This window comes from Mesorhizobium sp. M0601 (assembly GCF_040320845.1).
Classification (GTDB): Bacteria; Pseudomonadota; Alphaproteobacteria; order Rhizobiales; family Rhizobiaceae; genus Mesorhizobium.
In genome coordinates, this window is record NZ_JAMYQK010000017.1 from 96,683 (window position 1) to 118,934 (window position 22,252).

Genomic DNA, 22,252 nt, shown 5'->3' on the forward strand with positions numbered 1-22,252 from the left:
GGTCGAAACTCACGATGATCGTGCTGCCTTCCGCCGTGCCGTGGATCTTTACAGGGCTGCGAGAAGGCCTTGCCAACGGCTGGCAGACCCTGGTTGCGGTAGAACTCATCGCATCGTTCGATGGGCTCCGATTACCTGATGGCCTATGGTCGTCAGCTCTTTCAATTTGAACTCGTTCTTTCGGCCATGATCGTGGTCGGCCTGACCGAATTGGTGATCCACGGCCTGCTCACGATTGCCGAAAACTATCTGCAACGCTGGCGTCCGGAGACCCCACGATCAGCCTGATCACGATTGCAGGTCGGGATAGGCTGTCGCACGGCGCTTCCATCGCACCGCCGGCCTTCCGCTTCATCGGCCGACATATGCGGCCGCTTGCGGTGTCGATGGCGCTGCTCGCGATTTGGGAGTTGCTCGCCCATGCCGGCGCTGCTGACCCACGTTTTCTACCGCGGCTGGAAGAGGTGGCGGCCGCGGCATGGCAGAGTTCAGCCGAGGTGGCCTTGGCTCCAATCTTCTGGCGAGCCTGGAACGTGACCTGATCGGTTTCGTGTGTGGCAGTGTGGCGGAAACGCGTTTGGTCTGGTGATCGGATTTTCCCGCCTCATCGAACGCCTGAGAGGCTCGTGGTCGCGGTTGTATTACCGCTATTACGTGACCTGATCACGTTGACGATGCCAGCACCTTCATTGGCCACTTTCTGGACCATGTACGTCACATCAGGCTCCCCCGCCCGATCGACACGAGCCGGCTCTGTAACCAAGCCGCCGTCATATAGCGGTTCCACGACGGCACTGGCGGCAGTCGTCTTCTCAGCGGCTACAGGTGGACGTTTCAGCATGACGCCAACGAATCCGATGGTGGCAAGGACAGGCAGACCAAGCACCGCGTAGAAGCTGTACTCCGCTGGAGTTCGCCTCGGAAGTGGAGCGACAAGGGCCTGATTTGTCTTGCCATGCCACATTGTCAGCACGCTTTTCGAAGCCTCTGAATTCCTTAGTGTCCATCCCAGCTCGACCTCCGACCATCCCCATTTCCGGCTGCCCGCGGCACGGCAGCCCTTGGCCTCTAGCTGCGCTCGAGCGGATCAGCGTGCCGTCTGCCTTCTCTAGCCGATCAAAATGTCTGCACCCATTTGGCAATGGCCGTTTCGCGCAAAAGTATTCCCCCGTGAGCCGACTTTCCGAATTGGCTTAACTTCCAAATCTGTGGCTTTGCCTGCATTGCGGAGCGCGGAGTTCCGACCACTCGCCCAAGGGTATGCCATGGCGTTTCGTCTCTTTGTTCCGATCCTTGCCGGTGCAACGCTGCGCGAGCGGCTGCTCGCCTGCATCGGGGCCATGATCGGCATCGCATTGACTGGCGTGATCAGTGCGCTGGCGAACGGGTCTGGCCCACATGTCGCACTGCTAGTTGCTCCAATGGGAGCATCGGCCGTGCTGCTCTTTGCCGTGCCTTCAAGCCCGCTGGCGCAACCTTGGTCGATTATCGGTGGCAATACGATTTCGGCGCTGGTCGGGGTGATCGTGGCGCATTTCGTGCGTGAACCCGTTCTTGCTACCGGCATTGCGGTGGCGCTGGCCATCGCCGCCATGTCGTTTACGCGCTGCCTGCATCCGCCGGGTGGCGCCGCCGCCTTAACTGCGGTGTTCGGCGGACCGGCCGTCTTCAGTTCCGGCTTGCTGTTTCCCTTCGTTCCGGTAGCGCTGAACTCGATCGTGCTGGTCGCACTCGGCTACGGCATCCATAAACTGTCGCGGCGCAACTATCCACATGTGGCGGCCCCCGCCCTTAAAAGCGCGCATGGAACCATCGATCCGCCGGCGCGGGAGCGGGTCGGCTTCCAGCCCGAGGATATCGATGCCGCGCTCGGCGCGCTGGAGGAAACCTTCGATATCGACCGCAACGATCTTGAGCGGCTGCTGCGGCAGGTCGAGTTGCAGGCGATGGTGCGCTCCCACCGCACCCTGCTGTGCGAGGACATCATGTCGCGCGATGTGATTTCGGTCGATGAACATGCGCCTGCCGACCAGGCGCGTCATTTGCTGCTCGATCACAACATCCGGACGCTGCCGGTGACCGACGCCGACGGCGGGCTGGTCGGTGTAGTTGGCCTGCGCGAGCTGACGAAGGCGACCGACGCGGTGAGGGCTGTGATGTCGAAGGCTGGCACCGCCTCTCCCGATACGCCGGCGATGAGCCTGCTGCCGGTCCTCACCGACGGCCGCAGCCATGCCGTGGTCATCGTCGATGCCGAGCGACGCATTATTGGGCTGATCACCCAGACCGACCTGCTGGCAGCGGCAGCGCGCGTGCACATGGCGGACACAACGCTGGCAGCGGCATAAAATAGTGATCCGGACTTGCTCAATCCGGGAACCCGATGGGGCGCCAATAGGATAGTGGTATTAAGTGCGGCCTTCCGCCTAAGACAATTCCTTTTTACGAGTAGATCAACCCTGAAACGCGACCGCGTGCTCAGGCATCTGGTTCACGTAGGCCAAGTACGACTGCAACAACGGAACACTCTTCAACCTTGCCGGTGGCCAGAGCCAGTCCGCTATGTCGACTAAAGGCGTGCGGACTACAAATGGAACCATCTGGTGGACGGCTCCTCTGCAACGATGGTAGCGCGGTTCGCATGTCCAAGGCTGGCTTGAAGCTCTACGTCGCGGGTTGAATGATCCTTGGCAAGGGTCGCGGCTCAGACGCCGAGGACGCGGTTCGCAATTCCATGCAGGTGGTCCTTTCCTTTGGTTCCTGCATTTCGCCTATGGTGAGGCGCGGCCGACTCCCCTCATGCATCACGCCGACGACCGCCGCTTCCTCGCCGCGCCAACGGTTTGACTAGGCCGACGATAGACCATGCGATAAGCAATTCCGAAACGATGTGGCTTCCTTGCGCCAAGTCGGCTCTGTCGAACAGCGATGTCAACATGATCCTGAGTTCCGAGGGTTCGCCGCGCATCAATCCTATAACCTTGATGACGTTCCTGACTAGGAGGATGAGGCTGCTCCAACACGTCCACGGTGTTAGGAATTGCCATTGCACGAGTTGATCTCGGACTTTCTTCGTCGCGCATCGCCAATTTCCAGCCCAATACCGCGCCTACGCTTGGTACCCCAACCACGCGGCCTATCGCCCTCATGCCCGCTTCGAGGACCCTCCAGGATCGGGCCTGTTCGGATAGGTGTGGGAGGCCGAGGCATCAGAGGGAACGGCCAGACGCTACCATGAGGATGCGCCATTTGCCGAAGAGCCGTGCCGTTACCTTCGCCACTGTGCGGAACGCGGGGCGACCGTCGCTTCAGCCATCAGGCTTTGGGTGTCATTTCTCCCCTGGCGGAGTCCACCGCCCCCGACAAAAAGTCTGACCTTTGCCAGTCTTCTACGGGCAAGCGTTCGCGCCAAAAGTTCAAAGCCGCGTCCATAACATTCAACAATGAAAGTCAGCCTCATCAGATCGAGCAGAAAGTCGTCGATGGCATGTGTGAGCGCGTGAGACTTTTGTTCAAGCTGAAGCAGCAAGGCGCGCGCCTCTTCGATCGCGGCCCGGCAACCGTCTGCGTCTATCAGGAATCAATCCTGTCTAAGATCTGCAAGCCCTCACCTCGCCCCAAGCCAGACTCAGCGCATCGAACGCCGTTGGAGAGAGTTTCCGACGAAAGAACATCGTCGCGTTTCGCGAAAAGGCATCGCTCGGCAAAGTGCGCGTTGATGAAGCATGCTGCGTCAAACTACAAGCAAGAATCCGGGCTCCACCCAGGTGATGTCTTCGAAGGCGGGGTGAGCCGGCTCGGGCATGCGTCTCGGCCGCAACCCTTAATCACGAGGAACTGTGCCGCAAGGCAAACAGTTTCTCTCTATTCTTCTAGCCGCCACGGTTCAGCCTAGATTACATGGGAAACGGCAATAACGGAAAGCAAAGGTTGGCAAAATGAGTAGGGTGGCTGGATCAAATGAAGATTTGGCTGCACCAACGACCTTTGCGCCACTTTTGCAGCCCACCTTTCGGTCGATCTGGCTCGCCACGCAAGTCTCGAGCCTCGGCTGGTTGATGCAGACTGTTGCCATCAGTTGGCTGATGGCTACCATCTCGACTTCCGATCTGATGGTTGCGCTGGTGCAGGCTTCATCGAACCTGCCCGCTTTCATTTTGTCCGTGTTCGCCGGGGTTCTCGCTGACAATTTCAGCCGTCGCAGGGTTATGTTCGCCGGCCGCTGCCTTATGGTGATAGCATCTGCGATGCTGACCGCTGTTGTAGCGCTGGGCTTTGTCGACCCATGGATGATTCTCGGCTTCAGCTTTTTAATCGCATGCGGCGGCGCTCTCAACGATCCCGCCTGGCAGGCGTCGGTTGGCGATATGGTGGACCGGCGCGATGTTCCCGCTGCCGTTACCCTGCTTTCCGTTGGCTTCAACACCGTACGGACCGTGGGCCCGGCGCTCGGCGGCATCGTGGTTGCCTCCTTCGGGCTTTTGGCCGCTTTTACCGTGACCACCCTCACCTATTTGGTACCCTTGGCCACCATATGGCGCTGCAAGTGGAAGGTCCGCTCGTCGCCTCTTCCGCGCGAGTCGATGAGGAGGGCCATCTATGACGGGCTGCGCTTCACGGCGATGTCATCGGAAATCAAAGCGGCGATCGCACGCGGAACCCTCTTTGGCCTGGCGAGCATCGCCATACTCGCGCTGCTGCCGCTGATTGTCCGCGACCAGTTGGGAGGAGGCCCGCTCGCCTATGGCACGCTCATGGCAGGTTTCGGAACAGGCGCGGTCTTCGCCGGCCTCTCCAACAGCCTGTTCAGACGGAGCTTGTCGCAAGAACAGCTGATGAGGCTCTCCTGCGTCGCCTGCGCGGCGTGCTCCCTCTCCCTGGCGCTTACCTCTTCGATCGGCGTGGCGGCAATTGCACTTGCTTTGGGCGGCGCAGGCTGGGTCACTGCCTGGTCCGGGGTTGGCGTGAGCGTGCAGCTGGCAAGCCCGCGCTGGGTCGTGGGGCGCACGATCTCCATCTACTATGCATTGATAGACGGCGGCATAGCGGCCGGTAGCTGGGTGTGGGGCACCGTTTCCCAGAACCATTCGCTGACCTGGGCGCTAGAGGGTTCCGCTGCGGCCCTGCTGCTCGTTGCTGCAGCCGGCGTTCTGTTTCCTCTTCGCGAGCGCCGCGAGTCCGAGCCCGATCCTTTGGAGGAATTCGACGCCCCAGCTGTCGCTCTCAGTTTGAAGCCGAGAAGCGGCCCGATCGTGGTCAAGATCGAATATCTGATAGCCGAGAGAAATGTCGAGGCCTTCCTCGACCTCATGCGGCAGCGGCGTCATGTACACAGCCGCGTCGGTGCTCGGAACTGGACGCTCCAGCGCAACCTTCAGAAGCCTATGCAGTGGACAGAAACGTTCCGCACGCCGACCTGGACCGACTACCTTCGCCTCAATCATCGTCTCACGGAAGTAGACAAGGAACTGGACGAGCGTGTCTTGCAGTTACACGCGGGAGAGGAAGCGCCTCAAATGACGCTTTCCATTGAGCGGCCGACAAGCTCGGCCCGGAAACCCGACCAGTCAATCCTTCACCTTCCCCGTCATTGAAGCCTGACCTTCCCATATCTGGGCATCAGCGATCGTTAAAGATCCGGGTGATGGACGAGAATCTCGGCGGCATCCGTGTCGTGCGTGCCTTCGCCGCGCAGCCGCACGAGCTGGAAAAGTTCGACGGCGCCAAGCAGGACGCGCCTTGATCTCGCCAATGAGCGCGTCGACATCCGTGTCGGCAACACCAGCGCCATGAATTTCTCGTTCCTGACCGCCATGGGCCTGGTGCTCTGGTTCGGTGGCCAGAAAGTGATCGCAGGTCAAATCAGCGTCGGCACGCTGGCCCTGTTGCTCACCTTCATGACCATTCTGCAGATGCCGGTGCGCTAGCCCAGATATCTCACACAGTTGAAGTGCATCGGGGCTCCGAATCAAGGAAAATGCTTCTGCGACAAAGACTTACCTTGAGCAGAGGTATTCCCCGATGCAAACAGAGTGTACACCGGAACGGTTTGATTTTGCACCTGTTGAAAGGCGCGCCGTTGTGGCCGGTTTTGACGGTGGAACGATCACCTCCGATGCCGGCGCGCTTCTGCTGGGACTGACGGACCGGGCGATCGGGCTGGTCGGCCGCTTTGCCCGCTGCTTCGTGGATGCCCGCCGGCCGGCACTGATCGAGCATGAGGTGAAGACGCTGGTCGGTCAGCGCGTCTTCGCGCTCGCGCTTGGCTATGAAGACCTGAACGACCATGACGAGTTGCGCCATGATCCGGTGCTGGCGGTGCTGGCCGGCAAGCTCAAGGCGCGCCGTCACAAGAAATGCGCGGCCGTGGCCGGCAAGTCGACGCTCAACCGGCTGGAGCTGAGCCGGCCGCAGCCTTCGCGCTATCACAAGATCAGCCACGATCCGGCGGCGATCGAGGCGTTGTTCGTCGATTTGTTCATGGGTGCGCACGCCACCCCGCCCGAAGAGATCGTGCTGGATCTGGATGCCACGGACGATCCCCTGCACGGCAACCAGGAGGGGCGGTTCTTCCACGGCTACTACGGCAACTACTGCTACCTGCCGCTCTACATCTTCTGCGGCGATCACCTTTTGTGCGCCAAGCTGCGACCCGCCAACATCGACGCGGCCGCCGGCGCGGTTCAGGAGATCGAGCGCATCGTGCGCCAGCTGCGTGAGCGCTGGCCCAAGGTCCGCATCGTGCTGCGCGCCGATTCCGGCTTCGCCCGCGAGGAGCTGATGGCCTGGTGCGAGGCCAACGCCGTCGACTACCTGTTCGGCCTGGCCCGCAATGTTCGGCTGGTCCGCCACATCGCGGCTGAACTGGAGGCGGCCAGAACAGAGAGTTCCCTCACCAGCCGGCCCGCCCGCCGCTTCAAAGACTTCCTGTGGACCACGCGCAAGAGCTGGAGCGGCCGGCGCCGGGTCGTAGCCAAGGCCGAGTGGACGCAAGGCGAGGCCAATCCGCGCTTTGTCGTCACCTCGCTCGACGCCGAGGCCTGGCCGGCGCAATGCCTCTACGAGGACCTCTACTGCGCCCGCGGCGAGATGGAGAACCGCATCAAGGAATGCCAGCTCGACCTGTTCGCCGACCGCACCTCGGCCGCCACCTTGCGCGCCAACCAGCTCAGGCTCTGGTTCGCCTCGATGGCCTATGTGCTGATCTGCGCGTTGCGCCGCATCGGCCTGGTGGACACACGGCTCGCCAGGGCAAGCTGCGCCACCATCCGTCTCAAGCTGTTCAAGATCGGCGCCCTGGTCAGTGTCTCGGTGCGCCGCATCAAGCTGGCCATGAACTCCGCCTGCCCCTTCCAGCGCGAATGGGCCCTGACCTATGCCCGGCTCTCGGCAGCCGCCGCCTGAGCGCGCCTATCCACCCCTCCCATCAACAGCAAGGAAAACAGCGCCGAACCACACCAACCGCTCCAAGCGGCGGACATCCCTTGCCCGCAGCTCAAGCGCCGGCAAAATCGCTGCCGCCAGCCTCGCGCCGAAAGACTGTGTGAGATATCCGGGCTAGCTCGGATTGATGGTCAACTCGTTCGCGCGCGCCTCGACCTGCGGCACGCGGCTGTTCGAGTTGCTCGACGCCGAACTTGACATCGAGGACGCGGCGGGCGCCAGGGATCTCGTCGTCACCGACGGCGTGCTGCGCTTCGACAATGTCGGTTTCTGCTACGCGGGCTCGGGCGGCCGCCCGACGCTCTCCGGCATCTCCTTCGAGGCGAGCAATGCATCGCCGTCTAGGCAAGGCGAATGCTCCGGACTTCCCAGCCTTTCTTGCCTTGCCCGCCTTCGACAAACACCTTCTGTCCCGCCACCAGCACGCTGAGCCCTGAGCGCGTCAGGGCGCTGGCATGAACGAAGACGTCCTTCTCACCGTTGTCAGGAGCAATGAAGCCGAAGCCCTTTTCGGGTTTGTACCACTTGACCGTGCCCCCGCTCTCCAGCTGCGCACCGGTTTCAACGAAGGTCCCCCCAGCGACGCGCGTATGTGACGGAGTTTTCGAGCGGTGATCGCCGATCTCCAGCACCTGCGCGACTTGATGACCTTTTGGACTTTTTTCGACCGTGATCTTGAGAGGCGTCCCCGCGGCAACATCCCGGCTTCCGGCCGCCTCTAACACTCGCACGTGCAGATAGGCCTCCGTGCCGTCCGACAGTTTGACGAAGCCAAAACCCTTGCTGACTGTGAACCACAATACCTCCGCATCGACAGGATCTGCCGTCACGGTCGGCGGGCGCTGAAAATAGCTTGGCTCGGAAGTCCGTTCCGAAAAGGAAACGGGGTCATCGTCATAGCGATGCCGGCGTGGCTCGCGATGGTCTCGATATTTGCCCATGATCATCTCGACTGGCATGGATGGCGCACTGCGCTACCGTCAAGATAATCTCAATCGGGCGACGCGTTTATGTCAAAAAGGCCGTGAAGGCCGCAGCTGTGCCCGGCCTATCGGCCGAACCCTTTGAAACTAGATTCATTTCCCCTGAAACAATAGTGCCGCCGAGTCGATTTACTGACTCGCATAGGTTGTGTTGGAGTGAGAGTGCGATGATGCTGGCGCGGGCGCACTGGAAGGGCTTTATCAGGCATTCCGGAAAGCCTGCTCCGGGTTTCTTCAAAAGGAACCGAACGGCGGGTCGACGACCATTTGCGCCGGCTCCAGGCTACGGCGCAGGTCTGACCGTGCATGATCATCATCTCCAGCGTCACGCCCAGCGTCGACGCCAAGCCGTGGAGAACTATGCCGCGCTGTCGCCGACGAGAACAACGTCGCAATGTCGATCGACGAGCTTTGAATCGGCGCACTCAATGGGCCTCCTTCCCCAAGCACGGATGTCGCGTTGGCACTTTTTATGCAGCTGCGAAGAGCTAAAATCGCCACGACGGGTGGTGTTGACGCGCCGACAATTATCAGACAAAAACGGAATTCAATCGGTTCAGCGGCCTACGCGGCAGGGCTCTACTCAACAACCTCGGGGACCATGGACGAACGCGCAAAAGGGATTAGGAAAGGCGGAGCTGGAGGCAAGGCCAACGACGTCAATGCGGACTTAATCGCCGTTGTGGTCGCCATGGACAGCAGCGCCCCCTGCGTTCTGACCATCCCGCAGGCAAACGCCCTGCCCTCGGGCCCGTTCGAGCTTGCTCACCGTTCGCTGCAGTCGGGCCTCAGGGGATGGGTGGAACAACAGACCGGCCAGCCGCTCGGCTATATCGAACAGCTCTACACCTTCGCCGATCGCGACAGGGTTGGCGCTGACGACCGCGTGGTCTCTATCAGCTATCTGGCGCTCACCCACCAAGACGAAGCTGGCGACCCGGCCGGGCGACACTGGGGAAGCTGGTACGACTATTTCCCGTGGGAGGATCACCGCTCCGGCACACCGGCGGTCGTGTTGGACGAATTGCGGCCGCGCCTGATGGAATGGGCGGATGGCACTGACGACAGTACGACACGCCTCGACCGACGACGGCGGGCGGCGATCGCCTTCGGCTTTGACGACCGCCATTGGAACGAGGAACTCGCGCTTCAACGTTATGAGCTGCTCTACGAAGCCGCCCTGGTGGAGGAAGCAATACGCGCCGGACATTCCGCTGCGCCCACCTGGGTCTCGGGCAGATCGATGATCGCCGATCATCGTCGCATCCTGGCGACCGGCATTGCGCGGCTGCGCTCCAAGATCAAATATCGGCCGGTCGTATTCGAACTGATGCCGCCGGTCTTCACGCTTTTGCAGCTGCAGCGCACCGTGGAGGCGCTTGCCGGCAGGCTCGTGCGTAAGCCGAACTTTCGCCGGCTGATCGAGCAGCAGGAGCTGGTCGAGGAGACCGGTGAGACAACCGCGGAAACCGGCGGCCGGCCGGCGCAACTTTATCGCTTCCGTCACGCCGTTCTCGACGAGAGGGTGATAGCCGGAACAAAATTGCCGCTCTCGCGGGCTTGACCCGCCTTGCGCCAGCAGCCCTGACGATGTCGCGGACGGCTTGGCCCTTGTGAGAACCGGGATTGTCGAGAATGACGATGTCGCCCGGCTTCAGTGTTTTGTTGAGTTCGGTTTCGACATAGACGCGAAAGGCCTGCGTATTGATGGGTCCGTCAATGACCCAAGGCGCCTCCACCCGATCATGCCGCAGCGCGGTGATGAAGGTCATCGTCTTCCAATGGCCATATGGTGCGTGGGCCATCAGCCGCTTGCCGCGCACCAGGCGCGTAGGGTCAATGCGGGTCTGATAGCGCATCCATTGCGCACACCCGCGCATCAGCTTTGGCTTGAGCTGCTCGGCCGGCAGAACGGTTTTTTTGAAGCTCTTGCCCTCGCGGTGCAGGAAGCGACCGACGCTCGCAGGAGACCACGTTCAGCCAGTGCCGCCGTCAATTGATGAAGCGTCATGTTGGCATCTCGCTCAACCTCGCCCAGGACGAAAGCACGGTGCTCCCCGTCGATCAGATAGGGCCGATGACCACCCATCTTGCCGGGTGCCGCACTGCCACGGCGACGCTTGCGGCCTCGGGCGTTTCCTGGGCAAAGGCGGTGGCGATGAAAGCCGAGACGACGCCACAGACTGGGCTGGCGGATAGTAGTTCGCGAGTCAGCCACGGTAGCGGTCGCTACGAAGCGCGCAGCACTTTGTCATCGGTACATTCCGTCCCATGCCTGAAATGAGCAGTGCAGCCATGTCGCCTCCTCCGCAGTCACCGTGGCGAAAGCAATCCTTCCGCTGCCACACGGACCTAATGTCGCCTGGCACTAGCTTGCTTCAGCAAACCACTTAGCGCAATTCTCAGGAGCTACCGTGCCCGCACCGCAGGCGAGGTCCGGGGAGGCTTGCTCACTCAGTTTGCCATTCTGGAAAGTCGCGTTCTTGCCAACGCGCATATTCGAGATATTCTCTCGCAATCGCCTCTACAAGATCTTGTTGGAGCTCTTTGCGAAGGCACGGCATTTCGCTGATTGCCAAGCTGTGCTCTCTCGCAAAACGAATGGCGCAACGATATCCGTCAACGTCTTCCAAAGTGGGACGGACTGCATCTTCCTTCCACTGATCCGCAAGTTCCTGCAGCAATGAAGGTTGTCCTTCTCTTGTGACAAACATGTCTGTGACCCGACGCTTGGCTCTCTCCAGAAAGGCGTCCGAGTTGCCGAGCCGCAACCGCCTTACATGCCACCGAAAAGCGCCATCCCAATGCTGACTTCGCGCCATTAAATTGAGAAGGGAGATCGAACCGCCTTCGAGGATGAGCCCCGGCTGGGAACTACGCTCATCCACTTGCATTATCAGCTTACGATGGGCGGTCTCGGCGTCGATGATGCCCGCGGTTAGCGGGCGCGAGTCCAAGTAGATCCGCTGGGTAGATTGCAGTTCGGAATCCGAGGGACGCCCGCTGCCGGTGGCGATTTGAGGACAGCATTGTACACGATCCAGCGCAATGACCGGCCATCCGGTCTCTCGTGCAATTTGGATTGCCGCGTCTGTTTTGCCGCTGCAGGTCGGCCCGTAAATCAAATAGATTAGCATGTGTATGCCGCTTAGTTTATCGGAACTAACCGCCCCCCAAGCACAAGATACTCGGTAGGCTTTCACCGGACTTGTCGCAAACATTTTGACAAGCGGCGATTATGCCCTGAAACGACGCCATTTTCGAACTTTGTGAAGTCCGAAAGGGCGCAAGCAGCCCGTTCTGGTCGTTCAGTCCAGTCACCCACGCCTCTGTTTGACGTTTGACGACGGTCCACTTTGCACATCTCATGCCGACTGTGACGCAACGCGGCACCGCAGGATGGTGACCTCGTTGTCTCCGGCAAAAGATCCTTGCGCGTCTTGGGTTAATCGAGGCGGCGGCGCACGGGCGCCTTATTGTCTCGGAACATGGCCAGGAAGGCGGCTGATCAACAAAAGTGGAAGACGGTGTCCCGACGACCTCACCGATTTGTGAGGCGACCGAGGATCTGCCCGACATCGTCGATCTCGTCCTCGAGGTGGGCCGTGTGCCGGCCGCGCCGCCGAAAGCCTCCTCCCCTGCCGGTCCGGCTGGAAGCCTCGTCGAAACGGCACAGGAGTACACCAAAGCCGCCAGCGCGCAAACACACAGACTGCCGGCGCCAAGGATTTGGCGCTTTTTGCGTGGCGTCCGCTCCGATCTTCCGGAAGGGGAGCTGGCTGCTGTTTTCTGGGCACTCGCTGCGCATCGCCGCTGCGCAACGCCGAACTGTACATCGAGCGGCTACGCGATGAACCGCATGGTCTGCCATTATGAGGCTCTTGCTCGACACTAATGGCCTCTCCGAGGTGACGAGGCCGAGCCCTGACGCGCGCGTGCTGGAATGGATGACGGGCTCGATGAAGACCGCTCATTTATCAGCGTTGTGTCGATCGCCGAGATCCGGCGCGGCGCTGCCCTCATGGACAAAGGTCGGAAACGTGACGCACTGGCCGCATGGCTCGCCCGGGACCTGCCGCAGCGCTTCGAGCCGAGAGTCCTGCCCGTGGACGAACTGGTTGCCCTGGCCTGGGGCGACCTGACGGGCCTCGCGAAGCGGCGTGGCCGCGGTCTGTCATCGATGGACGGGCTGATTGCAGCCACCGCGATTTCCTGACCCATCACATGGCGGGGATATTCATGCGCTGACGGCGAAACACCCAGATATCCCGCACCTACCACGATCAATATGGAAACGCCTCGGTGGCAGCCACGAGGTCGATGTCATTGAAGATGAGATGAAATAGGCGGATCAGCTCTGCTTTTCGCATCCTTGACACGCGCTTCATGACAGGCCTCGGCCAAGGGCGTCGAGTTTAGCTTCCGGTTGGATGCTTGCCCTCACCTGGGGCTATGCTTACGGCCATCCCGATCGAGAAAAGCATCGAACGCGGCAGCGACAGCACGAATCACAAAGCGATGCTCCCGCCGTACGCGGACAAAACCGTTTTCGAAGTCCACTATCCCGTCCTCGGCCAGCATCGCCAAGCGTTCAGCTGAATCGAGAAGACGGATCGGATCAGATCCGTGGGCGGCACAGATTGCCTGCACATCGGCCTCGAGATCGCACATTAGTTGCTCGATAATTGCGGCTCGCACGCGGTCGTCGTCGGTGAGGCGATAGCCCTTTGACGTCGCCAGACGGCCAGCTGCGATATGCTGGATGTAGGAATCCCTTGTAACTTCGTTTTGAACGTACCCTTGGCCGATGCGGCCGATAGCCGACGCTCCGAAACCGATCAGGGTTCTGCAGGTGGTGGCCGAGTAGCCCAGCGAGTTACGCCGCAGGCGACCCGTTTTCTGTGCCAGCGCGAGCTCGTCGTCCGGCAAGGCGAAATGGTCGAGCCCGATCTCGCGGTAGCCGGCGGCAATCAGCGTCGCGGCCACGGCCGCATACTGTTCGGCGCGGGCAGCGCTGCCCGGAAGAACTGCCTCCTCGATGAGGCGCTGATTCTTTATAAGCGACGGGATGTGCGCATAGCCGAACACCGCAAGCCGGTCGGGGCGCATTGCGACCGCCGCCCTCGCGGTCTCGACGCAGGACTGCACCGTTTGATGCGGGAGACCGAAGATGAGGTCGAAGTTGATGCGGCTTACTCCATGCCGGCGCAGCATTTCCACGGCAGCCGACGTCTGCGCCTCACTCTGAACCCGGTTGATTGCTTTTTGAACAATGGGATCGAAGCTCTGCACGCCGAGACTCACACGGTTCACGCCGGCTGCTCCTAAGGCCTCGGCCATCTCGGCCGTGAACGTGCGCGGATCAATCTCGACGGCAACCGTAGCTGTTTTCGTGAGAGCGAAGCGGCGTCGCAGGAACTCCATCAGAGCCAGGAACTCGGCTGGTCCTATGAGAGACGGCGTTCCGCCGCCGAAATGCATGTCGCTCACGGGCAGCGTCTGCGGCGCTCGCTCCGAGACCAAACGGATCTCGTCACGCAGGGCCGCCAGATAGTTGAGGATCGGCGCATCATGGCGGGTGATGGTGGTGGGGAAGCCACAATACCAGCAAGCTGATCGGCAGAACGGAACGTGGAAATAGAGCGACACCGGATCGTCCGCCGGCAGGTTCCTGAGCCATTCCTCATAAGCCTCGGCGCCGACCGCCCCAGAGAACTCCGACACAGTCGGATAGATAGTGTACCAAGGCAGGCCGGCCTCGCGATATTTTGTGGTCTGCAACAGTTACCGTCCCATGCTGATAACCACCAACCTTACCGCTGCGCTCGCCTGTGTCTTTGCGCTATGTCAGTCCGTTCCGCTTTGGGCTCGAAAGTTGTATTTCTCAGCAATAGCGGCCGTTCAGTCTTGGCTGGACGGTCAGCGACTGGCCATGGCTGTTCCCGCCGCGACCCTCACGCGCACCGTTTGGTTCCACCATCCCTTCCCTTCAGCCTGCGCCTGGTCGAGTAGATTCTGCTGAGCGCGGCTGCCGCATCCAACGAGATAACACGGCGTTGGGATCAGACTTTGCTCGCCAGCTAGCGCAGCCCCATAGTGATCTCTGGCATCTCGATGAGCTCGTTGTGTGAATTGCTGGCAAGAAGCATTAGCTGTGGCGCGCCGTCTATCAGGACGAGAGGCTGCTCGACGCGACCGTCAGGTCGGCCGCAATGCCAGGCCGGCGCGCCTACTGACTCCGTGGTGGAGGCAAGGCTGCGCGTTCAGCGCGTGATTACCGATCATCGCGCTCGCCAAAATGACGGCGTCGTACCGAGCGGTGCCGCCGCATGATGTCTCAACGTCGGGGCTCACAGCAAACAAAGCTGTCGCCATTGAACGAAACTGTCGCGAAGCGAACAGACGAACCGTAGCCGAAACGTTTGCCGTTCGTGCTTGGGTTGATCCGCAAGGCAAAAAGGAAGGAAGAGCGAACCAAGATCCGCCGGCACACTTGGGCTTCAAGCCGCAGCTGCGTCGTCAGGATGGCACGTCATTTGCAGTAGAAGCCTTTGTGACGGCCAGCCCACAACTAGCGGAGATGACGGGGATGATTTGTACAGAAATGTTGGATGGAGTCGTTTCGGCGATTATTATATTTGTAATAACAATCGCATATTTGTAACAATAACACCCAAATCATATTGTCAATTTCTGATGAATATCTGGCGTGACGAGCGCATCAAAACTGCTCAAATTCAACTCAATGCGCATCGTTATCGACTGTTTCCTTAGCAAGACTTCATCACTGACGTCCATTCCTTTTACTCTTTGAACGGAGATCAACAATGAACATTAGGAGCCTCCTCCTCGGCTCAACTGCGGCACTGATTGCCGTTTCCGACGCTCGCGCCGTGACCGCCGTTGCCGAGCCTGACCCGACTGAGTACGTTAAAATCTGCGACGTCTACGGCTCGGGCTACGTCTACATTTCAGGCACTGAGACCTGCGTGCGCATCGGCGGCTATGTCCGTTACGACGTCGGCTTGGGCCATGTCGGATTGGTTGATCACGCAAGAACCTCGGATGTGAGGACTGGTGAGGATCAGGGCACATGGCAAAACAACACGCGCTTCACATTGAAAACTTGGACCGGCCAGGAGACCGAACTCGGCACGTTGAAGACCTACACCGAAACCCGCATGAACTTCGGCAACCGCGGCGCTTCGGTTTCGGACAGTTCTCGGCCCTATGCCTTCAACGGAGACTGCACTTTGACTTTCGCCTGGATTCAGCTTGGTGGCCTCCGAGTTGGTAAGGACTGGTCGGCCTTCGACATGTTTATTGGCGGCGCCGGTGACGTACTCAACCAGACGCCGGTTCCGTACGGCCCTTTCGATACCAATGTGGTTCAGTACTACTTCGACGTCGGGAACGGCTTTTCGGCCGTGGTTTCGCTCGAAGAAGGCTCGGGCGTGGTCGGCACAATTGACAGCTACGCTCCGCACGTAGTCGGCGGCTTGAAATACACACATGGCTGGGGCGCGATCACCGGCGTTGCCGCTTACGATAGCAACTACGAATCGGTGGCCGCCAAGGTCCGTGTCGACATCAATGTCACCAACGAACTGTTGCTGTTCGGAATGTTCGGCTACGGTTCCAGGGGCAAGCTCAACGACGACTCCACGAACGCGATCGACGCTCATGGTCGCGGCTTCTATAAGAGTTGGGGCGGGAACTGGGCTTTCTGGGCTGGCGCCACTTACAAGCTCAACGAGACAACTTCGTTCAACCTTCAGCTCTCCGGTGATCAGCTCAAGAACCTTGGTGTCGCTGCAAACGCCGCCTATGCGTTTCTTCCAGATTTCACAGTTACGGCGGAACTCGACTATGGCCGATACGGTAACTTCGCCGTCGGCAAGGTGGACGGCGCTTCCAACATGAATTGGACGAACGCCAACAAGAAGAGCAGTGTCGGCGGACTCCTGCGTTTCGAACGCTCATTCTAACGGATGAAGGGGCGCTGAGGCAGGCATCGCATGTACTTGTCGTCGGCGGATTGGACTCCAGTGGGGGTGCCGGAATCGCGCGCGATATCGAGACGCTCTCCTTCATGGGCGTGCGCAGCTGCCTTGCCGTCACTGCGGTGACGGTGCAAACACACGACAGCGTCACGGACATCCTTCATCTGCAACCCGGTCTGGTGGCCGATCAGATGCGTGCAGCGATCTCGCGGGCGTCGCGGCGTAGTGAGCGCGGGCGCGGCCGTGATGATCGTGGCGGGAGGGAGAGGTAAGGAGCGTCTTTCCTTTGAGAATTCGCGTTTACGGGTACCCACGATGCACAAGGGGCGAGTTTTTCAAAGAGGCGCGTCCTCCTTCGAAGCGCTTCGGAGGCCAGGCTCTAGGCTCGCCCCGAGCCCCTGCGTAGCCTGCGAGGGAGCTGGGTCTCGGCCCATCCGGGTAACGATCCTTCGCGCGGCTATGGAAACGATCGCATTTCCCGATTATCGCATAAAAAACTTGTTACCGCACGACTTAAAAGACTTGCAACTCCACAGCATCATTGACTTGTCGCCTATCAGCACTATATACTTGTAATGGCACAGCTCTAAAAAAGTTGCAAAGGCACGGCCATGGCCAAGCCCCATGAAAAACTAGCTGTATCACTGGCCGTCCTCAAAGAGCTGCAGGAGGGTGGGCGGCGCATATTCAAATCAAATGAGCTGACCCGCGTCCACCGGGAGCGGCTGCTGCAGAACGGGTTCCTGCGCGATGTTATCAAAGGCTGGCTCATGTCGACCGGCCCGCAGGCACAGCAGCAAGACACCACCCCCTGGTACGCGAGCTTCTGGGAGTTCTGCTCCCTTTACTGCAATGACCGGTTCGGCAAGGACTGGTTCCTGTCACCGGAGCAGTCGCTGCTTCTGCACGCGGAAGCGCCCACTATTCCGCCTCAGGTGGTGGTGAACACCCCCAAAGGCACGAATAACAAAATCGACCTGCTGTTCGGCACTTCGCTCTATGACCTCAAGGTCAAGGAGATGCCGGCCGAACTGACAGAGAAAAACGGCCAGCGCGTGTTCACTGTCGAGGCCGCCCTTACCCGGGTGCCGGAAGCGTTCTTCCAGCGCGCCCCTATCGAGATGCAGATCGCCATGGCGTCGGTGCGCGACGTATCAACCGTTCTGGCCCTACTGCTTGATGGCGGCCATTCCGCCGTGGCGGGACGGCTTGCGGGGGCCTTCCGTCGCGTAAGACGCGACTCCTTTGCCGATGAAATCGTGGCCGCCTTCAAAGCCGCCGGCTATGACGTGCGCGAATCCGATCCGTTCGCGGGACAAATTGGAGTGACAACCATTGCGGCGGGCGTACCGCCGTTGGTCGCCCGCCTGCGCGCGATCTGGCAATCGCAGCGCGAAGCCATCATCGAGATATTCCCGAAGGCACCCGGACTGCCGTCCGACAAAGACGCCTATATGAAGTTCGTCGAGGATATCTACGAAAGCGACGCCTACCATTCGCTGTCGATAGAAGGGTACAGCGTCACCCCGGAACTCATCGACCGGGTGCGCGAGGGGAGCTGGAATCCGGAGATTGATGAAGAGGACCGCAAGAACCGGGATGCGCTTGCCGCGCGTGGCTACTACCTCGCATTCCAGAAGGTCAAAGACTCTGTTGCCGCGATCATCAACGGCAAGCCAGCCGGCGCGTTGACGCGGGACACTCACCGGGAGTGGTACCGGGAGCTGTTCGCGCCGTCAGTGACCGCCGGCATCCTCAAAGCCAGCGCGCTTGCGGGATATCGCAATCACCCTGTGTATCTGCGCGGCTCGCAGCACGTGCCGCCGCGTACCGAAGCGGTGGCCGATGGTATGAATGAGCTGTTCGACCTGCTGGAGGCGGAGAAGGAGGCCTCCGTGCGTGCCGTGCTGGGGCATTGGCTTGTGGGCTATGTGCACCCCTATCCGGACGGCAACGGACGGATGGCGCGGTTCCTCATGAACGCGATGCTGGCTTCAGGCGGTTACCCCTGGACAGTCGTCAGAGTCGATGACCGGAAGGCCTACCTCGCAGGGCTGGAGGAGGCGAGCGGCAATATGAATGTGAAAACATTCGCCGCCTTTCTCGCCGAACGGGTGAAGTGGTCTATGGAGAAGGCGGCGTGAGGTCGGTGGTGTGCCATGTTTAACTTGCTTGTCTCGGGCCACGGCGAGTGGTGGGAAACGCCGCCGTTCACGTCAACCATTGACCGGTTTAAGGAATATAGCGGCGCCGAGGCGGCCGAGGCTATCGACCTCGCGCGCCCTGAAACATTGCGCCGGCTGGAGGAAATCCCGGCGCTGTTGATGTACGAAGTCGGGGCGGGAGGCCCGCACGCGCGCGTGGTCCGGCACGGCCGCATACGCAATATCGTTCGGCGCGGACACGAACTGGCCTTCACCTTCGAGCCCGATCCGGAACATGCCTTTCTCGACCGGTCAGCGGTGTTGAGAATTGCGGACCGGCTGGGCATTCAACAGTTCGAACAGCACCGTACGCACTGGGCTATCAAGGATGGTGACATTCCGGCCGAGCTGATTGCCACCGGCACCGCTGAACGGGCGCAGCGCACCGTTGCCGTGGTTGCGGCAGAATATGTAGAAGCGCGCCGCGAGGGACGAAGGAGAGAAGCTGCCGAACTGGCCGAAGAACTGGAGGATTTTCCTCCCTCGCTGGAGAAAGCACTGTCGCTCGTGCCGGCGCGTATCCTTCAGCAGCCGACACCCGAATTATACCCGATCCTTGGGATAGAGCCCCGCACGCCCGAAGGCCGCAACGCCGTCGTGGCCGTCGTCGCAAGGGATCACAATGGGCAGGACTTGCCTGCCGACTGGTCTTATTCGCTGGCGTGGTTCCTGGACCTTTACGGCAGCGCGACGGAAGCGGGGCGCCTTGACGGCGCGCTGGCCGAATGCGCAACGCATATGATCGCGCTCGGCACTGGCGAGGGAGAAGCCGCCGCCCCGGTTGAAGATATCGGCTACGCACTCTGGCGCTGTTCGCGAAGCCCGAAACTCATCGGCGATCTGCGCCGGGAAATTGCGGTCCTGACTGATCGCCTCGTGCGCCGCCAGGAGGGTGGGGGCTACTGGAATGCAACTAGAGAAGGGGTTCCCCGGCCCGGCCTGCGCGCCACGGCCCTTGCGACAGTCGCCCTTCAGCGGCTTGGCGATGACCGCTACCACGACGCAATTCGGAAAGCCGTGTCATGGCTGATCACACAAGTTATTCCTGACACAGGCGCGCTTCCGCGCGACGCGGGCGACGACGATCCCGAGGTCATCGCCACGACACTCGCGATGGAGGCTATTCGCCGGTCTGATTTTGTCGATGACGTGCCCCACGTGCTGGCGGCTGGAGATGCCTGGCTGGTCTCCGGTCAGACCGTGCTGGGAGGCTGGCAGGCAGAGCCGTGGGCAGAGGATTTTGTCGCGGCCTTGGTGCTTGAATATCTCGCGCGCCAAAACGAGATGCTGCCGCAGGTCGATGGCTTTCTCCTGATGGCGCGCGACTTCTTCCGCAAGGCAGAAGAGCTGCAGCTGGAAGGCGGCGCCAATAATCGGCGGCTTGCTGCCATAGCGACCGTGCATGCTGTGGAAATGTTCCTCTATGGGCTGTTTGAGCGGCGGGAAGATTTGGCGCTGTCAGCCTTCCGCGAAAACGGCACTGAGACGCTCGGCCCCCGGGAAGCGCTCGGCGCTCTGCAGGCTGCGTTGCAACGGATCGGGGTGCTGCACGCGCCGCAACGGCTGTCCCACCGCGACAATCTTAGTGCGTTGGTCGGGCGGCGTGACGGGATCATCCATCGCGCTCACGAAATTAGCGAAGCGGAACTCAGAGACGGGATGAAGCATGCCCGGCGCTTTATCGAAAAGTATGCCCGGTCGCTGCTCGACTTGAACCTGTTGCAGTGAATGTACGTGATTGAGGGGGATGATGAAAAGAAGCGATATTCCAAAGGATGTTATGGCGGCTATTCCGCAAGGCTGCGGAAGAATATGGGGGCAGCGATGCCCCGGCGACATGGCCCCGGATGTGCTGATGACCGGACGTTACCAGTTCGGCAGCAACGAGCGCCGATGGCGACGACATTCTCGGCGATGCCTACGAATATCTGATGCGCCATTTCGCGACTGAGAGCGGAAAGAGCAAAGGCCAGTTCTACACCCCGCCCAACAGCCGCATCATGGCGCAGATCATAGGCATTCGGTCCGCCAAGACCAGCGGCGACACCACCGTCTACGACCCGACCTGCGGATCGGGATCGCTGCTGCTGAAAGTGGCCGACGAGGCCGGGAGCCAATGTCGCGCTCTACGGGCAGGAGAAACGATCATCATGCCGGGGGGTGTCAGCCGGTCGTTGATAGGTGTGGCGGCGAACATCTTGCCATAATTAGGGGGAAAATCACTGCGACCAAGAAATTTCCGTGCTCGATGTTGCTAGATTGTTCTATAGTTCATGCATGTCAAAAACCATTACGCCGAATCAGCTTTTGGGAGAACGAGGCGAGGCTGCGGTCCGCCTGCGCTTCCTCGACATGGGCTTTCAGTTTGATTCGCGTTCTCGACTGGAGAGCGGGATAGACGGCATTGCCGAGGTTATGGTCGATGGGCAGCCTTTGGCCAGGATGATCGCGGTTCACTAAGACCACCGAGACCGGCAAATATGTCGGTGAAAACGATGGTGGATTTAGCTACCTGTTAAAGAGCGAAGACCTCGCCTATTGAAAGCCCTCGAACCTTCCTGTTATCCTCGTTCTTCACCGCACATCCGACAACACGTTCTATTGGAAGGATGTGACGGGCGGCGTTGGCGAAGGGGAAAGGCAAATATGCTTCCCATCACACTACCTGAAGAAATGTTTGTTGCTACGACCGGTTATAGCTCCAAACAAGCCATAGCCCTCCTGCTCGATGGAGACGAGCCGGCGCGTTTTGACTGGGCTATTAAGGGCGAAACATTCTGGTCATTTCACGATCCGCGTACTTCGGTCTGCCGCCATATTGTCGATCTCGACCAAGTTGAGGCCATAGACACGCGGCACCTGGCTTTCCATGAAGATGCAGACGAGCGTTACAATTTCGCTTTCCTGCTCCGTCAGATTCTTGGTCATCAAAATGCGCGCAGACCTAGCCTGGAACAAGGACCGCAAGCTCTACTATTTCAAGGCAAGAGTCGAAAATGAGACGCGTACATATCACTATGACGCTTCAAAAAATCGCACCGAAGCGGATGTTGTGAATGTCGTTCGAAGCAAGGCTGACGCGACGCGCGTAGAGTTTGTCCGTCATCATGCGTTCGAACCGAGGTTCGAAAATCTGCATGATCAATGGTTCCTTGTGGTCAATCCCACTTACTTCTTCACCTTCAACGGGTTCGTCCCCCACAGTTATCCTGCCGCACTTTTAGCGGGGAAGAAGCGTCTCGACAAAAGCGCGTCGCTCCGGGGGCAGGTGATTATTTGGCATCGGGTCCTCACTGATGCTGACCGGGCGGAGCATGACTTGTTCGCGGAGAAGAGTTGACCTGCCATTGAACTGTCATCCAGTGGCGATTAGAGCCTTGGCCGTTTCTGTTACGCCTCTTGGCGCGGGTTGAGCAACCGGCGGAGGCGCGGAGCCTTCCATCAGCACAGCGTCGGAGCCGGTTGCGGTGATGTCCTCGGCGTATGCCGCCGGGGTCTGGTAGCCGAGCGAGGAATGGGGCCTCGCGGTGTTGAACAACACGACGAGAGAACGCCCACGGGACCGAGGAACGCAAGTTTCTTTATCCATGGCATCCCTGGGCCGGGCGTTGTGTTCACG

General features: G+C 60.2%; 18 protein-coding genes and 7 pseudogenes. 19 read left to right on the top strand and 6 right to left on the bottom strand.

The annotated features are described in order from the left end of the window. Positions 1-14 precede the first annotated feature (14 nt). The 8 genes and pseudogenes from NKI41_RS17485 to NKI41_RS17520 form a co-directional block, all read left to right on the top strand. Positions 15-170, top strand: a complete 156-nt coding sequence (locus NKI41_RS17485) for a hypothetical protein (RefSeq protein WP_352503077.1) — start codon at positions 15-17, stop codon at positions 168-170. After that, positions 121-288: a hypothetical protein gene (locus tag NKI41_RS17490; protein WP_352452641.1), complete on the top strand. Its 168-nt coding sequence runs from the start codon at positions 121-123 to the stop codon at positions 286-288. Before NKI41_RS17485 ends, NKI41_RS17490 begins: the two co-directional genes overlap by 50 nt. A gap of 98 nt (positions 289-386) precedes the next feature. Continuing rightward, complete coding sequence (locus NKI41_RS17495) at positions 387-542, top strand: hypothetical protein (protein WP_352452640.1); 156 nt, start codon at positions 387-389, stop codon at positions 540-542. A gap of 723 nt (positions 543-1,265) precedes the next feature. After that, positions 1,266-2,348 (top strand): HPP family protein, encoded by a 1,083-nt coding sequence (locus NKI41_RS17500; protein WP_352452638.1) that lies wholly within the window; start codon positions 1,266-1,268, stop codon positions 2,346-2,348. A 1,590-nt stretch (positions 2,349-3,938) separates the two neighbouring features. After that, entirely contained in the window at positions 3,939-5,594 is a 1,656-nt protein-coding gene (locus tag NKI41_RS17505) for an MFS transporter (protein ID WP_352684209.1), read from the top strand. Positions 5,595-5,626: 32 nt separating this feature from the next. Beyond that, positions 5,627-5,924: pseudogene (locus tag NKI41_RS17510) on the top strand (ABC transporter transmembrane domain-containing protein); the annotation flags it as partial. 97 nt (positions 5,925-6,021) lie between these two features. Then, positions 6,022-7,404: an IS1380 family transposase gene (locus NKI41_RS17515; RefSeq protein ID WP_352684211.1), complete on the top strand. Its 1,383-nt coding sequence runs from the start codon at positions 6,022-6,024 to the stop codon at positions 7,402-7,404. Positions 7,405-7,561: 157 nt separating this feature from the next. Beyond that, positions 7,562-7,810: pseudogene (locus tag NKI41_RS17520) on the top strand (ABC transporter ATP-binding protein); the annotation flags it as partial. On the opposite strand, the gene NKI41_RS17525 reads toward NKI41_RS17520, so the two are convergent. Together NKI41_RS17525 and NKI41_RS17530 are read right to left on the bottom strand one after the other, a co-directional pair. Beyond that, on the bottom strand, positions 7,785-8,384 hold the full coding sequence (locus NKI41_RS17525; protein WP_352684213.1) for a cold-shock protein: 600 nt from the start codon (positions 8,382-8,384) through the stop codon (positions 7,785-7,787). The pseudogene NKI41_RS17520 and the gene NKI41_RS17525 sit on opposite strands and share 26 nt — an antisense overlap. A gap of 279 nt (positions 8,385-8,663) precedes the next feature. Then, positions 8,664-8,880, bottom strand: a pseudogene (locus NKI41_RS17530) (3-methyl-2-oxobutanoate hydroxymethyltransferase); the annotation flags it as partial. A gap of 147 nt (positions 8,881-9,027) precedes the next feature. Between NKI41_RS17530 and NKI41_RS17535 the strand changes: the two are divergent. Beyond that, the gene (locus NKI41_RS17535; protein ID WP_352452634.1) at positions 9,028-9,990 is read left to right on the top strand and encodes an NUDIX hydrolase; all 963 of its coding nucleotides are present in this window, start codon (positions 9,028-9,030) and stop codon (positions 9,988-9,990) included. A 7-nt stretch (positions 9,991-9,997) separates the two neighbouring features. Here the strand turns inward: NKI41_RS17535 and NKI41_RS33280 are convergent. Continuing rightward, positions 9,998-10,198 (bottom strand): annotated as a pseudogene (locus NKI41_RS33280) (transposase); the annotation flags it as partial. A gap of 227 nt (positions 10,199-10,425) precedes the next feature. Here NKI41_RS33280 and NKI41_RS17545 point away from each other — a divergent pair. Further along, positions 10,426-10,710, top strand: coding sequence for a hypothetical protein (locus tag NKI41_RS17545; RefSeq protein WP_352452632.1), 285 nt, complete (start codon positions 10,426-10,428; stop codon positions 10,708-10,710). Positions 10,711-10,876: 166 nt separating this feature from the next. Here the strand turns inward: NKI41_RS17545 and NKI41_RS17550 are convergent, their stop codons facing one another. Next, positions 10,877-11,563, bottom strand: coding sequence for an isopentenyl transferase family protein (locus NKI41_RS17550; protein ID WP_352515927.1), 687 nt, complete (start codon positions 11,561-11,563; stop codon positions 10,877-10,879). A 735-nt stretch (positions 11,564-12,298) separates the two neighbouring features. Here NKI41_RS17550 and NKI41_RS17555 point away from each other — a divergent pair. Next, positions 12,299-12,639 (top strand): annotated as a pseudogene (locus NKI41_RS17555) (PIN domain-containing protein); the annotation flags it as partial. A gap of 227 nt (positions 12,640-12,866) precedes the next feature. Here NKI41_RS17555 and hemN read toward each other — a convergent pair. After that, a complete protein-coding gene (gene hemN, locus NKI41_RS17560) occupies positions 12,867-14,207 on the bottom strand; it encodes an oxygen-independent coproporphyrinogen III oxidase (protein WP_352684215.1) in 1,341 nt (446 codons plus the stop codon). 517 nt (positions 14,208-14,724) lie between these two features. On the opposite strand from hemN, the gene NKI41_RS17565 reads away from it, so the two are divergent. From NKI41_RS17565 to NKI41_RS17600, 8 genes and pseudogenes are all read left to right on the top strand, one after another. After that, complete coding sequence (locus tag NKI41_RS17565; RefSeq protein ID WP_352684217.1) at positions 14,725-15,090, top strand: hypothetical protein; 366 nt, start codon at positions 14,725-14,727, stop codon at positions 15,088-15,090. 163 nt (positions 15,091-15,253) lie between these two features. Beyond that, complete coding sequence (locus NKI41_RS17570; protein ID WP_352684220.1) at positions 15,254-16,414, top strand: porin; 1,161 nt, start codon at positions 15,254-15,256, stop codon at positions 16,412-16,414. Between the two features lie 14 nt (positions 16,415-16,428). Beyond that, a pseudogene (locus NKI41_RS17575) lies at positions 16,429-16,638 on the top strand (bifunctional hydroxymethylpyrimidine kinase/phosphomethylpyrimidine kinase); the annotation flags it as partial. Between the two features lie 402 nt (positions 16,639-17,040). Next, complete coding sequence (locus tag NKI41_RS17580) at positions 17,041-18,573, top strand: Fic family protein (RefSeq protein ID WP_352684222.1); 1,533 nt, start codon at positions 17,041-17,043, stop codon at positions 18,571-18,573. Positions 18,574-18,588: 15 nt separating this feature from the next. Beyond that, positions 18,589-20,361, top strand: a complete 1,773-nt coding sequence (locus NKI41_RS17585) for a prenyltransferase/squalene oxidase repeat-containing protein (RefSeq protein ID WP_352684224.1) — start codon at positions 18,589-18,591, stop codon at positions 20,359-20,361. 203 nt (positions 20,362-20,564) lie between these two features. After that, entirely contained in the window at positions 20,565-20,840 is a 276-nt protein-coding gene (locus NKI41_RS17590; RefSeq protein ID WP_352517569.1) for an N-6 DNA methylase, read from the top strand. A 34-nt stretch (positions 20,841-20,874) separates the two neighbouring features. Then, positions 20,875-21,093, top strand: a complete 219-nt coding sequence (locus NKI41_RS17595; protein WP_352684226.1) for a hypothetical protein — start codon at positions 20,875-20,877, stop codon at positions 21,091-21,093. A gap of 186 nt (positions 21,094-21,279) precedes the next feature. Then, entirely contained in the window at positions 21,280-21,633 is a 354-nt protein-coding gene (locus tag NKI41_RS17600) for a hypothetical protein (protein WP_352517567.1), read from the top strand. A 355-nt stretch (positions 21,634-21,988) separates the two neighbouring features. On the opposite strand, the pseudogene NKI41_RS17605 reads toward NKI41_RS17600, so the two are convergent. Continuing rightward, positions 21,989-22,252: pseudogene (locus NKI41_RS17605) on the bottom strand (IS3 family transposase); the annotation flags it as partial.